At 52.3% G+C, this 15,481-nt stretch carries 13 protein-coding genes; 5 read left to right on the plus strand and 8 right to left on the minus strand.

All coding sequences use genetic code 11. From position 1 onward, the window contains the following. The first annotated feature begins 135 nt into the window (after positions 1 to 135). Positions 136 to 1,482, plus strand: a complete 1,347-nt coding sequence (locus VRZ32_RS04545; protein ID WP_414524510.1) for a protoglobin domain-containing protein — start codon at positions 136 to 138, stop codon at positions 1,480 to 1,482. Positions 1,483 to 1,543: 61 nt separating this feature from the next. Here the strand turns inward: VRZ32_RS04545 and VRZ32_RS04550 are convergent, their stop codons facing one another. Both VRZ32_RS04550 and VRZ32_RS04555 read right to left on the minus strand, forming a co-directional pair. Next, positions 1,544 to 2,302 carry an SDR family oxidoreductase gene (locus VRZ32_RS04550; protein WP_414524511.1) on the minus strand — a complete coding sequence of 253 codons (759 nt, stop codon included), beginning with the start codon at positions 2,300 to 2,302 and terminating at the stop codon, positions 1,544 to 1,546. Further along, positions 2,299 to 3,153 carry a glycosyltransferase family 2 protein gene (locus VRZ32_RS04555; RefSeq protein WP_414524512.1) on the minus strand — a complete coding sequence of 285 codons (855 nt, stop codon included), beginning with the start codon at positions 3,151 to 3,153 and terminating at the stop codon, positions 2,299 to 2,301. The genes VRZ32_RS04550 and VRZ32_RS04555 overlap by 4 nt, the downstream gene beginning before the upstream one ends. A gap of 568 nt (positions 3,154 to 3,721) precedes the next feature. Between VRZ32_RS04555 and VRZ32_RS04560 the strand changes: the two genes are divergently transcribed. Next, entirely contained in the window at positions 3,722 to 4,474 is a 753-nt protein-coding gene (locus VRZ32_RS04560) for an outer membrane protein (RefSeq protein WP_414524513.1), read from the plus strand. A gap of 410 nt (positions 4,475 to 4,884) precedes the next feature. Here VRZ32_RS04560 and VRZ32_RS04565 read toward each other — a convergent pair whose 3' ends face one another. The 4 genes from VRZ32_RS04565 to VRZ32_RS04580 form a co-directional block, all read right to left on the minus strand. Further along, positions 4,885 to 5,730, minus strand: coding sequence for a 23S rRNA (adenine(2030)-N(6))-methyltransferase RlmJ (locus VRZ32_RS04565; protein WP_414524514.1), 846 nt, complete (start codon positions 5,728 to 5,730; stop codon positions 4,885 to 4,887). 70 nt (positions 5,731 to 5,800) lie between these two features. After that, the gene (locus VRZ32_RS04570) at positions 5,801 to 6,475 is read right to left on the minus strand and encodes a ribonuclease T2 family protein (protein ID WP_414524515.1); all 675 of its coding nucleotides are present in this window, start codon (positions 6,473 to 6,475) and stop codon (positions 5,801 to 5,803) included. A gap of 54 nt (positions 6,476 to 6,529) precedes the next feature. Continuing rightward, positions 6,530 to 6,985: a hypothetical protein gene (locus tag VRZ32_RS04575; protein ID WP_414524516.1), complete on the minus strand. Its 456-nt coding sequence runs from the start codon at positions 6,983 to 6,985 to the stop codon at positions 6,530 to 6,532. 211 nt (positions 6,986 to 7,196) lie between these two features. Continuing rightward, on the minus strand, positions 7,197 to 7,925 hold the full coding sequence (locus VRZ32_RS04580; RefSeq protein ID WP_414524517.1) for an aldolase/citrate lyase family protein: 729 nt from the start codon (positions 7,923 to 7,925) through the stop codon (positions 7,197 to 7,199). A 257-nt stretch (positions 7,926 to 8,182) separates the two neighbouring features. Here VRZ32_RS04580 and VRZ32_RS04585 point away from each other — a divergent pair, with 257 nt between their 5' ends. Together VRZ32_RS04585 and VRZ32_RS04590 are read left to right on the plus strand one after the other, a co-directional pair. Beyond that, positions 8,183 to 9,187 carry a Tim44 domain-containing protein gene (locus VRZ32_RS04585; RefSeq protein ID WP_414524518.1) on the plus strand — a complete coding sequence of 335 codons (1,005 nt, stop codon included), beginning with the start codon at positions 8,183 to 8,185 and terminating at the stop codon, positions 9,185 to 9,187. 273 nt (positions 9,188 to 9,460) lie between these two features. Continuing rightward, positions 9,461 to 10,402: a hypothetical protein gene (locus VRZ32_RS04590; protein WP_414524519.1), complete on the plus strand. Its 942-nt coding sequence runs from the start codon at positions 9,461 to 9,463 to the stop codon at positions 10,400 to 10,402. A 103-nt stretch (positions 10,403 to 10,505) separates the two neighbouring features. On the opposite strand, the gene VRZ32_RS04595 is transcribed toward VRZ32_RS04590, so the two are convergent. Together VRZ32_RS04595 and fabI are read right to left on the minus strand one after the other, a co-directional pair. Continuing rightward, positions 10,506 to 11,450, minus strand: a complete 945-nt coding sequence (locus tag VRZ32_RS04595; RefSeq protein WP_414524520.1) for a ribose-phosphate pyrophosphokinase — start codon at positions 11,448 to 11,450, stop codon at positions 10,506 to 10,508. Positions 11,451 to 11,869: 419 nt separating this feature from the next. Then, positions 11,870 to 12,634, minus strand: a complete 765-nt coding sequence (gene fabI / locus VRZ32_RS04600; RefSeq protein WP_414524521.1) for an enoyl-ACP reductase FabI — start codon at positions 12,632 to 12,634, stop codon at positions 11,870 to 11,872. Between the two features lie 134 nt (positions 12,635 to 12,768). Here fabI and uvrB point away from each other — a divergent pair, with 134 nt between their 5' ends. Further along, a complete protein-coding gene (uvrB, locus tag VRZ32_RS04605) occupies positions 12,769 to 15,465 on the plus strand; it encodes an excinuclease ABC subunit UvrB (RefSeq protein ID WP_414524522.1) in 2,697 nt (898 codons plus the stop codon). Positions 15,466 to 15,481 lie beyond the last annotated feature (16 nt).

Raw genomic sequence — 15,481 nt, forward strand, 5'->3', positions numbered from 1 at the left:
CTCTATATATTTTTCTGATTAATGATTTTTTATGCTTTAATGCTTTGCTTACTTGCTTATAAATTCCGAGACGTTATTGTATGGATGTTTGAGTTTTTATACGAACAAGATAGTCACCATAAAGAAGCGAGTGGCATGATAAATATATCCGACCGTCTTTCTTTTCTGGGGATTAATGCTGAAGTTTCAGCCACATTGCAGGAGCTGTACCCCGCAGTTCGGGAGGCAATGCCGGATATCCTCAACCACTTCTACGCCCATATCATGGCCCGCCCAGATATCGCGATGCTGTTTGGCTCAACACCTGAAAAGGCGCAGGCTACTGTCAAATATGCTCAACGTGGACAGCTAGCCCATTGGGAGCGGCTGTTTTCCGGTAAGTTTGATGATGAATACGTTCAGTCCGTTCAGAAAATCGGCATGGTGCATAACCGGATTGGTCTTGAACCATCGCGCTATATCGGTGGCTATCTGATTATATTAAATCAGCTGGCTACATTGGTTTCTACCATAAGCGCCAGCCGGTTCAAACCTGCTGCCGCACGCCAGAAAGCCCTCAAGATGATGAGCGCTATCAACCGCGCCGTTATGCTGGATATGGATATTGCCATCTCTACATATCTTGATGCCGCGCGGGAAACGTATGATTCCCAGCTGGCAAGCGGCTTTGACCTATCGGTCAGAAATGTGGTGGGCAATGTTTCGCAGTCAATAACGACGTTAAACATCAGTGCCCGCGCGATGACTGAAACCGTAGCACTCACTCATCAACATGCTGCCGCTTCCGCACAAGCTGCAGAACTGGCTTCAGCCAACACCCAGGCTGTTGCAGCAGCGACAGAACAACTATCAGCAACAAGCGGTGAAATCAGTCGCCAGGTTTCACGCTCTGCCGAAGTGGCGCGTGAGGCCGTGAGTCAGGCTGAAGAGGTTAATAAAGCCGTTGAGGGGCTCTCCGAAGTAGCGCGCCGTATTGGCGAAGTTGTTGAACTCATTCAAGCTGTTGCAGCGCAGACCCGCTTGTTGGCGCTGAATGCCACCATTGAAGCGGCACGCGCCGGAGATGCCGGGCGCGGCTTTGCTGTTGTTGCTACTGAGGTAAAATCGCTGGCCGCACAAACCGAGCAAGCGACGGCCGATATTGCCACTCGCGTTACTGAAATTCAGCAGGCAGCCACTGGCACAGCTGCTTCGATCAGTAGTGTTGGTATCACGATCGGCGAAATCAGCTCGATTGCGGGTGCAGTTGCAGCATCGGTACAGGAACAGCTGGCAGCAACAGCGGATATATCGCGCTCAATCCAGCAAGCTGCGGATGAAACCGCCCGCATTGCTGCCAATATGGGACAGGTTATTCAGGCTGCCAACAAGGCAACGCAATCAGGGGCGGAAGTCGAGGCTGTTTCGGCGCGCCTTGCTGGCGATGTTCAAGGTCTGTCAGAAGAAGCCGATAGCTTCCTCTCCTCGCTAAAAAACATTTGATACGACAATAGATGAGATGACATGCATATCAGCGCACCTGTCATCTCTCTTGTCATGTCGCTTATTCAGGAATGCCATCTACATCAGCGGTACGCCATAAAAGATGTTGGCCGCCATCCACTGCCAACACTTGTCCCGTAACGCTCGTAGCTTGCGCCAGAAAAAGCACAGCTTCAGCAATTTGCGCGGGTGTTGGTCCCTGACCAAGCAATGTCGCTGCACTTTGACGCGCAAAATCTTGTGCGGTTTGGCGATGCCCCGCGCAAGTAGGACCAGGCGCAACACCGTTTACACGAATATGCGGTGCTAAAGCCTGCGCCATGGTGCGGGTTGCAACTGCAAGGGCGCTCTTTGTCAGCGTGTAAGAGAAAAACTGCGGGTTAAGACGCAATACCCGCTGATCAATCACATTAACAATTGCCCCAGACGCTCCTTCGGGTAGGTAATGAGCGAGATCGCGCGCCAACAGCATAGGTGCGCGCAGATTCACGGCGAATGTCTCATCCCACAACTCAACATCGAGATGAACAATATCATCGGGTTCAAAAATGGACGCTGAATTAACCAGCAACGTCACAGGCCCCAGTGCTGCCGTCGCGCGCGAAATCAGAGATTTGGTCGCGGCAGGATCGGCAAGATTAGCACCGAGCGCTAAGGCCTTTACCCCCGCTTCACATAGCGAGTTCGCAAGATGGTGCGCCTCATCCCCTGAATGATGAAAGTGGATTGCCACTGCATAGCCTGCATCTGCAAGACTCTCAACGATGGCGCGCCCGATGCGTTTCGCGCCTCCAGTAACAAGCGCAACGCCTCGGGTCATCCATTGCTCTCCCGGTCCGGCTTATTTCGTACCGGCACGACAGGCGGTGCAACCGAATGCGAAGATTGCTCACCCTGGCGCGCAAGCATGCGCCGCTCAATGTGCTTGGCAACCCGTAAATAACGGAAAAAAGCGAAATTCATAGCAGTCATAAAGCCATAAACACCTCGCACGATATGGCGGCGGCCAATATATGCCTTTAGAAAAGAGGCTGGAAACTCCACAAACAAACGCATGGTCGACACCCTTGCCCCACGTTTATCGAGATCAAGCGCTAACGCATCCGTATAATTATTGAGCTTGGCTAGCTGATCGCCCAGCGAGCGCACCGAAAAGTGATGAATGGCCCCCTTTAACCGCTGAACACGCGCATCTGGCGACAACTCTACGCGATCATGAACAGTTGATGCTGCATATCGTCCTTTATCACTCCGATAAAGCCGCACAGGCGCCAGCGTATATGCAAGAGGATGGGGCGCCCCCTCACCCGGAAAAACTTCAGAAATTCTAATTTCATAGGCATCGGCGGCAGGTTCGCCATCGGCAAATATACCCCTGATTTGCGCCGCCAGATCCGGCGGAACAACCTCATCGGCATCGATATTAAGCAACCACTGGTACCGGCATTGCTCTTCAGCAAAACGTTTTTGCGGGCCATAGCCCGGCCAATCATTATGAATAACACGTGCACCTAGACGGGTTGCGATCTCCTGGGTGCCATCGGTTGATCCTGAATCAACAACAACGATGTCATCGCTGAGATCGGCAATTGCCGCAATGGAACGGCCTATCCTGTCCGCCTCATTGCGGGTGATTATAAATACGGATAGGGGTAGCGGCGCCTGCGTCATTGATTTCAAGACCTCACTTGGATTTCAAGACCTCACTTGCTTCGCTTTGACACGTAGCAACGTCCATCGCAACCTCATGCTCTGATCCAGCACCATCTTCATCTCGCTATCTTACGCCCACTGCGTCGATCGCATACTGCAATAGCACGGCGAATCCTGCGCTATTTGCCGGATATTTATCGGAACCAACATGGAAAATCGATCATTAACCTGATGTTATCCATGCTTAGCGATCCCACAGTATGATCGAACACTCATACTGGATGATCTCTTCTGAGTAAAAATCAACCCGAAACTGGAATGGCTTAGACATTTTTTTCAAAAAATACCTTGCAACAACAAAAGGTTACTTGTAAGTTGCAAACGCTTTTAGCAAAGCAGAAGGTGGCGAATATTGATATTAAGCGCCTTTTGTCGACACAATCCCGCCCTTTTTAGCAACCGGCCTGTGACACGAAAGGCACAGACGGCTGACTGAAGTTGCGGTATGAATAGACCAACTTCACGAACAGCTTAATAATATTTAGGCTGTTTGATAGAAGACGATAGAATTTTTGAGGAGTGAATGATGAAAAAGGTTCTTCTCGCAGGTGTTGCTGCTGCCAGCCTGTTCGCCGCTTCGGGCGCAGCTTCTGCTGCTGACCTTCCTAGCCGCCACGTTCAGCCGGTTGCTCCGGTTGTAATCGCTCCTATCTTCACGTGGACCGGTTTCTACGTCGGTGTTAACGCTGGTTACGCTTGGAACAACAAGAGCAGCAACAACGCATACGTTGTAAACGGCGTTGTCTTCGCTGGCGGCAACGATGGCAACAACGGTGGCTTCACCGGTGGTGGCCAGGTTGGTTACAACTACCAGTTCGGTCAGTTCGTTGCTGGTCTTGAAGCAGACATCAACTATGCAGACCTGAAGCGCAGCAGCAACTACGCTCTCGCTTTTGATCCTGCTCTTGGCGCATTCGGCGGCTCGAACAACGGCATCGAATGGTTCGGTACTGTCCGCGCTCGTCTCGGTGTGGCATTCGACCGCGCTCTCGTGTACGCAACGGGTGGTTTCGCTTACGGTGGTGGCGGCAACAACAACGGCTTCATCTACCAGGGCATGTACTTCGAAAACAGCAACAACAACCGTACCGGTTGGACCGTCGGTGGTGGTGTTGAGTACGCAATCACCAACAACATCACGGCACGCGTTGAAGGTCTGTACGTTGACCTCGGCAAGAGCAACAAGCACAACTTCGTTCCAGTGTTCCACAACAACCGCCAGAGCAACGAGTTCGGCGTGGTCCGCGCTGGTCTGAACTACAAGTTCGACTCGTTCTAATCCCTTCTGGGACGCAAACGATTGGCCCGGTGACGCAAGTCACCGGGCTTTTTTATTGTCCAGATTCAGGCGCACATGTTTGCGAGAAAAAAGTCTGCATGGGATTAAAGCTTCCAATTGAGAAGCCAACAATATGCCTGCGCCATTACCCTGTATTCAAGAATTGCACTACCGTTTTAAACTTGGTCTAGACAATTATAGAATTGAAAACAGGCGCCATACCTACATATCTCGATAAGCAAGACATCGTTTGTGTGTTGCTCACCCAACCCAAACGAGCTGCGCTAATGATTGAAGGCCTAAGCGCGTGAAAGCCGCGCATGCGTCCTTAAAAAGCGATCGATAAATGGTCGCTAAAAATATCTAAATAAGGAATGCCGTGCGAACATCAGCGAGCCAGTGAAATGGCTTCACTCGCCCGCAAGCCAGTCGCAGCGATAACCGGCCTGATCGCATCGCGCTAATCTCTCTGCCATGGCAGGCAACAGGATTTCTGCTTCACCCGCCAACGTCCATGGCGGATTGATAATGACCAGACCGCTGCCATTAAGGCGCGAAGGGTCGTCAGCAGCATCAATGAGCATTTCAAGCCGCAAAATTTTAGGCACACCAGCGGCGCGCAATATATCTGCTAATTGCTCAGTCTCCGCCAGATCCTTAATCGGATACCAGCCAACGATAATACCATTATTCCACTTACGTTGCGCTTCAACCATGGCGCGCGCCATATGCGCAAGCTCGCCACCAACTTCAAAAGGCGGATCAATAAGCACCACGCCTCGCCGCTCCACGGGAGGGATATTCGCTTTAAGGGCCGTCCATCCATCAAGCTCCAGCACCTTAAGCCGTCTATCGCGCCCCAATCGCTCTTCCAACACCCGCACATCTGCCGGATGTTTCTCAACGAAAATCGCCCGATCCTGGCGCCGTAAAATGAGTTTTGCAAGCATTGGAGAGCCGGGATAGAAGGCACCTCCGAATCGTGTCGCAACCTCTGCTAGCGCCTCGCGATAAGGCACGAGGAGCGCTTCTGCTGCATCGGATAATGGCTCAGCCAAATGGGCAATACCGGCTTGCCATTCCAGTGTTTTTCCTGCCTCAACACTGTTCAGATCATAAAGGCCAATCCCGGCATGAGTATCGATGACGCGAAACGGCGCTTCCTTCTGTTTTAGATAATGAAGGATGCGCGCGAAAAGCGCGTGTTTCATGCAATCGGCAAAATTGCCAGCGTGATAAGCGTGACGGTAATTCATAATTCTGGATCAATGGCAGAATTTGCCCGTACACTCAACGGACATAATGAGCAACGCTTACATCTTTCGCTTATTGAGGGGCATCGATCGTTATTGTGTGATCCCGGCACCCCCTACGGTCCACTTGTGAGCACGCCCGAAAAGCCGACAGATCACGTGTCAGACAGATACGCACTTCTTTCAAACGACCACTTTCACACGCAGTCGCAATCATATTTTCCTCAAGACCAGGGTTGGCAGCGATGAATGCGCGCTCAACCTCCCCAGTAGAAACAAGCCGCCGCGTCCGTAAGTTCTGCAGCGTGCGTGGCACCGCAACTACATCGCGCGCGCGTGCGGTTTCACGAAAGTAAACCTCCGGGGTTTTTCCAGAGCAGGTTCCGTGCATACGCCACTGATGCCGCGCCAATCCCTGATCAGGAAAGATATCTGCAGCGATAGACATGGCGTAACGAGAAGGCACGCGCATCCCCATACTATTTGGAATCATTGAACATTCGCGTGGAAAACCATGCTCATATTGGGGCCAGAGCCCATGCACCACAAAACCATGCTCCTTTCCATCAGTGCATTGCGCATGCTGGCGGGCTTTGCCACCAAGCGCGCAGAAACCAGGCGACCAGGAAAGTGCAAGAACATAAAAATCGAAAACACCGGGTTTTGCGGCGCGCTCAACAGGCCGAGCCTGCGCCACGGCAACACCCAAGCCAATGCTCATCACAAGCACAGCACGAGCGGTATTCATTATTGTATGCGCTAAGGTCAAATGCAGCAAAGGCCCTATCCGATATGCATGAACTCAGGGCAATGCCGCCCTGCAATCTGGAGCAAACACCATGAGTGGATCGAGACCAACAACACACCATTGCACATCATTACCAATACCAATGGGACCAAGCCCCTTGCGGACGGAATAATTCACCACCCGCCGATGGCCATCAGACGCCAACGTCACAGCTGTGCAGAAACGGCGGGGAATGAATGGCTCCCCCCACGGACGGAACGCGACTTCGCGCATTTTCTCAAATTGTTCGATGGTGAGCGGAGAATTCCAGAAATGCGATTCTCGATAAGCGAAGCGGCTGGCTATCCGACCAAGCACATTCGGATCATCGCATGCGGGCATATTATCGCCAGAGAATGCGATCATACCATCATCTGTCCGCGCATAATTCCCGGCTTGGACAGGTAGTGCCAGGAACAAGAATGACATAGCGGCAGCAAAAAGACCGCCTGCTTGAATTAGCTTACGCACGACAGCCCCCCATTATCAATACGTGCCTGGATTTCGGATCATGCAATCCCATCAGAGCCAACGCACAAGGCCCTTCTATAAAATATCCTAAGTCACTGCATTTACAACGGTCAAGCTATACCCATGCGGCGTTTAAAGCATCAGGCTTCTGCAGTAAGGCTGGATTACATTATGCGCAACCAGTGCTCTATTCATATCTTATGGGGGCAGCTCACAACGCCGCGGGACGATCAAGTCGGAAAATATCATTCACGGCACGTGCATGTGCTTCCGAGCAGACAATTTTCGCCCCAAAACCATCCCGCTCCGCCCGGGTTGCATCGCTATAGAATGCATCATTAGTATCAAGTGGCGTAGGCGCATCGATCGCCAGAACACCTGCATGACTTGCCGCCAGCAGGGTTAGTGTACGCGTCAACCGCGGCACATCATGATAACGCCCTGCAGAATCCATCAATGAAGGCACGTCACGCCGAGATAGAGGATGAAACGGCTCCCAGCCAATAGCCACCATTCTACGAACAGGGCGCATTCCCCCCGCTGCCAGCACACCCGAAGAATTGCTGATCAATGGGATAATTTGTGTCTCACCATCCTCTCGTCCCAGCCGCGCCTCCAGCACCCGAAGTTTGGCAGCCAGATGCTCCACGTCAGCTGTACCCATTGCACCCGGCAGCACGATACCATCGGGACAGGCTGGCATTACAGCCGCGAGATCATCATCCACCATCCCCGAAGCCAGCATGTTCACGCGCACGAACACCTTCATACGTCCAGCAATCAGATCAATGGCCTGACGAGCGTTATTACGGGCCAGTGAATGAGCCGCAATCGATGGCGATACATTGATTGTAAGATCTACAATCACAGCATCAGCTTGAGTTGAACTGACAGCAAGCGCTTGCGCATTATCAGCAGATACCATCAAAAGCGAGCGCATCAAGGTTTTCTCATTTCGGTGCTTACCTATTTTGCTTTCTTTCTATAGAGGCCAACATTAGCCAAGCGCGCACCTTATAAGCATTATCACGTCATCTTGTTGGCCTAAAAGGTCGAAAATTGCGTGTGCGCACTTTCCCTTAAGCTCATTATGCCCCATATATAACGCGGTCAGATAGCCGATTTGGCAAAATGCATCTAACTGCAACGTCATTGGCTATTTGCAATGATACATGAAATTCTGTGAGGTGAGACCGCATGTTTCTTTCCCGCCGAGGCCGCGTTATGGCCGCTGTAGCCGCCACCCTGTTTTTGACGGCCGGAATCGCTGAAGCCCGCATGGGCCGTGGCGGCAGCTTCGGCAGCCGGGGAACGCGTACTTATAATGCGCCCGCCCCTACCAATACCGCACCAAGTGCAGCACCCATTCAGCGTTCCACCACACCGCAAGCAGCACCCAGTACCGCGCCTAATGCGGGCCTGGGAGCGCAGGCAGCGCGCCCCGGTCAGATGGCAGGGCAGCAACGCCCCGGTATGTTTGGCGGCGGATTTGGTGGCGCATTGATGGGCGGCCTTTTGGGCGCTGGACTCTTCGGCCTGCTTTCCGGCGCGGGATTGTTTGGTGGCATGTCGGGCTTCGGTTCGTTGCTAGGTCTTCTGTTGCAGATCGGCCTTATCGTATTGTTAGTGCGCTTTGCCATGAACTGGTTCCGTCGTAGACAGGAAGCTGGCGCACAGGGGCATTATGCACGCACTACTTCAGGCGCTGGCGGTTCATCGGGGCTTGGTTCCGGCATTGGCTCAGGGCTTGGACTTGGAAGCCACACTTCCCGCGCGCAAACAGCTTCTACTGGACAGCCAATCGATATCGGCCCCGCCGACTATGCGACATTTGAGCGCCTGCTGATCGAAACGCAGGATGCCTACTCGCGCGAAGACCTATCCGCACTTCGCCGCCTGGCAACGCCTGAGGTTGCCTCGTACTTTTCCGAGGAACTAACTGCGAATGCCTCTAATGGCGTCGTCAATCGGGTGTCAGATATCAACTTCATGCAGGGCGACCTGGCTGAAGCGTGGCGTGAAGGGGAAAGCGATTATGCCACGGTTGCAATGAAATTTTCCCTGCGCGATGTCACTTTCGACCGCACAACAAACACCGTTGTTGATGGCGACCCGACCACGCCGATTACCGTCACCGAAATCTGGACATTCCGTCGCATGCGTGGTGGCGACTGGCTGCTTTCAGCCCTTCAGCAAGAGTGAGAACTGCCAGATAAGTGGCAGTCTGAAACAGCCACCTCTTCTTGCAAATGATCAAGCCGCCTTTACAAGAGGCGGCTTTTACATTGCTGGCACAGTATAAGAATTTTTTTCAAGGCACGTTGCCATCTTTATGCCTTGTGGCAGCGATATACAAGCTACAACTACTATCACAGTGCCGCTATTTATCGACCTAAAGCACTTAAAACATTAATTGATTAGCATAAGCTCAATTTCGTCTTTTATATTCAATAATATGCAATAAGGATCTTATTGATGGTTAGCTCTATTAATGGCTTCTCTCATGTTTCGTTAGAAAAATACATTGGAGTGAACCGTACTGCCCCAACAGTCACGGAAACAACCAAAGACAACATTCAAAGCGGTGAGCCAACTCAAATCGTTCCCCAGCACATTGATGATGTTACCGATATTGGTCTGTACAGTGCATTTTCAGCAAGAAAGACCCCATTCACCAACGAAACGACAGAACACACCGCAATTGAGAGCGTTGCATTGAGCAAGATAGATGCGGCAGGTAAGACCCCGTATCAGCCAGACATGAAGGCTTGGCAAGATCTCTTTGCGCTCGCCAATTATCTTACTACTGAAATGGACTTCGACACAGCATTCAAAACTGTATCTACTCTTGCAATAGGCTGGTCTTTTGGACTGGAAGAAATGCAAGGCCAGGCCGATTTAACGGATGCCCTTAGAGATGAGTTTGCCGCTGAGCTTGCCCGCTATGCGCCGCTTGCCGAACAAGGTGAAATTAGCTCTCTCATAGAATACGCAGCAATCAGAATGACTGAGATGACTCGCCTCAGTGCGCCTGAGGGGGCTAAGGATTTTATCCCGCTCTCGCCTGATCAGGCTGATCAGCTGACGATCGGTATCATTATTGAAACCTTTGCAAAAGCATTTAAAGACACAATGTCATCCGGAGATTTTTTCAAGCAGGCTGACGCTTCTCTTTGGAAAGCTCTCGATATACTCGTCACTCCTGATCAGGAGCATTCACTTGATGAGCATTTCTATCAATACCTCCATGATAATGCAGAGTATATCTTTAAAGACGTCAAAGACACCACAACCCCTGATCCAGAGAAGCGGTTTACTCTCTTTAGTGACCTTAAAACCATCATAGATATTGCCCGGCAGCAATACAGTATGCCCATGACGGTAATATCAAATATATTTAAGCAAGCAGGACTTTAAGCGGATTGCAGTTTTCGGCTTAAACTTGTTTCCTCAACCATAAAAAACCCCGGCTCAGCAATCTCGCGGGCCGGGGTTTTTGATTGAGTGCTTTACTTAAGCCTTAGTCAAAAAGGCTGGACACACTGGATTCCGTGGCCGTACGGCCGATGGCCTCGCCAAGCAGGCTTGAGATTGTAATAGTGCGAATATTGGGAGCAACTCTCACGGCTTCGGTTGCCTGGATGGAATCGGTAATCACCAGTTCCTTCAAGCGCGATGAAGCAATACGGGCCACAGCGCCACCGGACAGAACACCATGCGTGCAGTAAGCGTAGACTTCCTTCGCACCCTTCGCGAGCAGCGCATCAGCAGCATTGCAGAGCGTACCACCTGAATCGATGATGTCATCCACGAGAATGCAGCTCTTGCCAGCAACATCACCGATGATATTCATCACTTCTGACTCACCCGGCCGCTCACGACGCTTGTCAACGATAGCAAGGGGGGCATCGATGCGCTTGGCAAGAGCACGAGCGCGCACAACACCGCCAACGTCTGGCGAAACGACCATCACGTTTGACAGGTCAAGCCGCTCGTTAATGTCACGCACCATGACAGGGGCTGAGAACAGGTTGTCAGTCGGAATATCGAAAAAGCCCTGGATCTGACCAGCATGCAGATCAACCGTCAACACGCGGTCAGCGCCGGCGTGAGTGATAAGGTTTGATACAAGCTTGGCAGAAATTGGCGTGCGGCCAGTGGCGCGACGATCTTGCCGGGCATAACCGAAGTACGGCAGCACAGCAGTGATACGTCTGGCGGAAGAACGGCGCAGCGCATCAGTAATGATGAGCAGTTCCATGAGATGATCGTTGGCCGGAAAAGAGGTCGACTGAAGAATGAACACATCCTCACCGCGCACATTTTCCTGAATCTCGACGAAGATCTCCATATCTGCGAAACGACGCACAAGGCAGGTTGCCAGCGGCACTTCGAGATAGTTTGAAATAGCCTCTGCAAGAGGGCGATTCGAGTTGCCCGCGACGAGCTTGATCGAGGGTTTCATCCGGCCAATTCCTTTACAAGATCCAACGCGCGACAGCTAAAATCCTGACGCTCGCTCAATGGAGAGAGAGCAACCGCGCGAAACCCGGAATCCCCTAAAGGAATCGCGCAAAAATCATGCTGCGCTCATATCAGCCGCATCACGTGCAAACAATAGGTTTCATGACGATTCTAAGAAACACGATAACAGCCATGTCCCCACCGCAGGGCTTAAGGCCCTTTTATGTTGAAGCATGGGAAGCATGCTTCAACCCAACCAGATTACTTATAAAGTAAATGCTCATAATTGGATAGCAGCTTCATAGCCCAGAGATGGATATGATCTGATCTATCATATGCTTCTTTAAACTCAGGAGACACATCTTCCAGATACAATCTATAGCTATGCACCTGACAGAAAGCGCCCACAAGCAACCTGTATCAAGCGATGATATGGAAGCCTGCATCTATATGGATGGTTTCGCCCGTGATGTTCCGGGCCAAATCCGAGGCCAGAAATGCAGCAAGCGCACCAACATCATCAATAGTCGCCAGGCGCCGCAGCGGCGAGCGTTCCGCAGCAGACTGAAGCAAAGCACCAAAATCACCAAGGCCTGAGGCTGCACGGGTGAGCATCGGCCCAGGCGATAGCGTATTCACTGTAATGCCTTTGGGCCCAAGCTCTGCCGCAAGCGCACGGCTCGTTGCCTCAAGCGCGGCCTTGATTGGCCCCATGAGGTTATAATGCTCAACCACCTTTTCAGCACCGTAAAAGCTCATCGTGAGCGCCGTGCCGCCATCTTTCATCAATGGCTCAGCCCGCCTAAGCAAGCGGATGAATGAATGGACCGAGATATCCATGGAAAGTGCAAGCCCCTCAAGCGAGGCATCGACAACACGTCCATGCAGATCCTCACCTGGCGCATAAGCTATCGAGTGCACCAGTGTATCCAACCCTCCCCAATGCGTGGTTATCCGATGAAAAAGCGCATCAGCTTCTTCTTTCTTGCGCACATCAAGCGGTAGGAAAATTGGAGCATCAATAGACCGCGCCAAGGGCTCAACGAACGGTTTGGCGCGATCATTCAGGTAGGTTAGCGCGACTTCTGCCCCCGCAGCATGCAACGCCTTTGCCACTCCCCATGCAATCGAGTCCGCATTAGCAACCCCCACTACGAGCGCACGCTTCCCCTTTAAATCAATCATTGCGAAGCCTCCTCCACTCGTAATCCAGCCAATTACGTTAATCTGATCCTTAAAATGAACGCAAGTTGCAGATTCCGTATTAGAATTTCAACGCCCATCTTCACATACCGCTTAATGAGAGCCATATTCACGCGATGGCGCGCACACCCAAGACACCAGCTTCAACCTCCGCTCCCGATTCCTCGCAGGTAAAGCCTGCGCGCAACAAGACCACGCGCGCAAAAGCATCGAAGCCTGCACTGGTGCCGCTTGATCCCTTTCTGGCTGACCTCCTCAATCCCGCACTGAATAAGAACCACGGATTTGAAGAAGCGCCGCAAGCACGCTACAGCGCCGATGCAACACCAATAACCGATCCTGATTTTGCCGATCGTCTTATGCGCTCCTCTGCAGAGGCGGATCGCGTTACCCCTCGCAAACAAACGTCCAAGCGCAGCAAAGCGCCCGGTGGCGCCACTTATGCGGCAGATGGCTCTGGCGTGTCCGCGACCGTTGAGGCCCTCACGCAATTGCTGGAGGATGGTAATCCATTCATCAAGAATGGCGAAGTATGGACACCTCATCGACCTGAGCGTCCAGAGAAGTCCGAAGGCGGTATTCGCTTCCGCATGCAATCAGACTTCGAGCCCGCAGGCGACCAGCCTGGCGCCATCGCTGAATTGGTGAAAGGAGTACGCGAGGATGAACGCGATCAAGTACTTCTGGGCGTTACAGGCTCGGGCAAGACTTTTACCATGGCAAAGGTGATCGAAGCCACTCAGCGCCCGGCCCTCATTCTGGCTCCCAACAAAACCCTTGCTGCGCAGCTCTATGGCGAGTTCAAAAGCTTCTTTCCGGACAATGCGGTAGAATATTTCGTATCCTACTATGATTATTATCAGCCGGAGGCTTACGTGCCACGGTCTGATACCTACATCGAGAAGGAATCATCGATCAACGAACAGATCGACCGCATGCGCCATGCCGCCACCCGCGCACTGCTGGAGCGGGATGATGTCATTATTGTAGCTTCTGTATCCTGCATTTATGGTATCGGCTCGGTCGAAACCTATACGGCAATGACATTTTCGGTCAAAGTCGAGGAACGGATTGAGCAGCGCCAGCTCATCGCGGATCTCGTCGCACTGCAATACAAACGCACCGGCGGTGACTTCACACGTGGCACTTTTCGGGTGCGCGGTGATGTGATCGAAGTATTTCCCGCTCACTATGAAGACCGCGCCTGGCGTATCTCGCTCTTTGGCGATGAAGTTGAAACAATTGCCGAATTCGACCCGCTAACCGGACAGAAAACGGCCGATCTGGAATTCGTGAAACTGTATGCGAACTCGCATTATGTCACTCCCCGCCCAACGCTGCTTCAATCAATCAAGGGCATCAAGGAAGAGATGAAGTGGCGCGTTGAGGAATTGTCGCGCATGGGCCGCTTGCTGGAAGCGCAGCGACTGGAACAGCGAACGGTATTCGATCTGGAAATGATGGAGGCAACCGGCGCCTGCGCGGGCATTGAAAACTATTCGCGCTACCTGACAGGGCGCAAACCCGGCGAACCGCCACCAACGCTATTCGAATACCTGCCTGACAATGCGCTTGTCTTCACGGATGAAAGCCATGTGACAATCCCGCAGATCGGCGGCATGTATCGGGGGGACTTTCGCCGCAAGGCAACGTTGGCGGAATATGGCTTCCGTCTGCCTTCATGCATGGATAACCGCCCACTGCGCTTTGAGGAATGGGATGCGATGCGTCCGCAATCGGTGCATGTATCGGCCACACCCGGCAAGTGGGAAATGGAGCGCACCGGCGGCGTGTTCGTAGAACAGGTTATTCGCCCCACAGGGCTGATCGATCCACCTGTTGAAATCCGCCCCGCACGCAGTCAGGTCGATGATCTGTTGGGCGAAGTGCGCGCTACTGCAGCCAAAGGATACCGCTCGTTGGTTACCGTACTTACCAAGCGTATGGCGGAGGACCTGACTGAGTATCTGCATGAAAATGGTATTCGCGTTCGCTATATGCACTCAGACATTGACACGCTGGAGCGCATCGAGATCATCCGCGATTTACGTCTTGGCGCATTTGATGTGCTGGTAGGCATTAACCTGCTGCGCGAGGGGCTTGATATTCCTGAATGCGCGCTTGTTGCAATTCTCGATGCCGATAAAGAGGGCTTTTTGCGTTCAGAGACGTCACTCGTACAAACCATCGGGCGGGCAGCGCGAAATGTTGAGGGACGTGTGATCTGCTATGCTGACAAGGTAACGGGCAGCCTTGAACGCGCAATGGCGGAAACCACGCGCCGCCGCGACCGTCAGATAACATATAACGAAGAGCATGGCATTACGCCGCAAAGCGTAAAAAAGCGTATCGGCGATATTCTTGAATCTGTCTACGAACGCGATCATGTAACCGTTGATACGGGCATGACAGAGAAATCAGCTGTCGGCCACAACCTGAAAGCCGTGCTGGCTGATCTGGATAAACGCATGCGGGCAGCTGCAGCTGATCTTGATTTTGAAACTGCAGCAAGGCTTCGTGATGAAATTAAGCGCCTGCAAGCAACCGAGCTTGCAATTGCGGATGATCCGTTAGCACGTCAACGTGAGGTGGAAAACCGCGCTGGAGCTTACGCGGGTGATCGTAAATACGGTGCAGCCGGTAATTTGCCCCCTGAGAAAGATACAACACGGGCGCGGAAACCAACACTTGATGAAATGGGGCCTGGTAAAGAAGCCAAACCTCTCGGTGCCGAACACTTCCAACCCCGCTCGACCGGCGGCTGGCCAGGCAAAACCACTGTCAAAAAAGGCGGCAGACGAAAAACGAAGTAAGATAAGCGCCAGATTT

It is taken from the genome of Pseudochelatococcus sp. G4_1912 (genome assembly GCF_047501465.1).
Taxonomy (GTDB): Bacteria; Pseudomonadota; Alphaproteobacteria; order Rhizobiales; family Beijerinckiaceae; genus Pseudochelatococcus.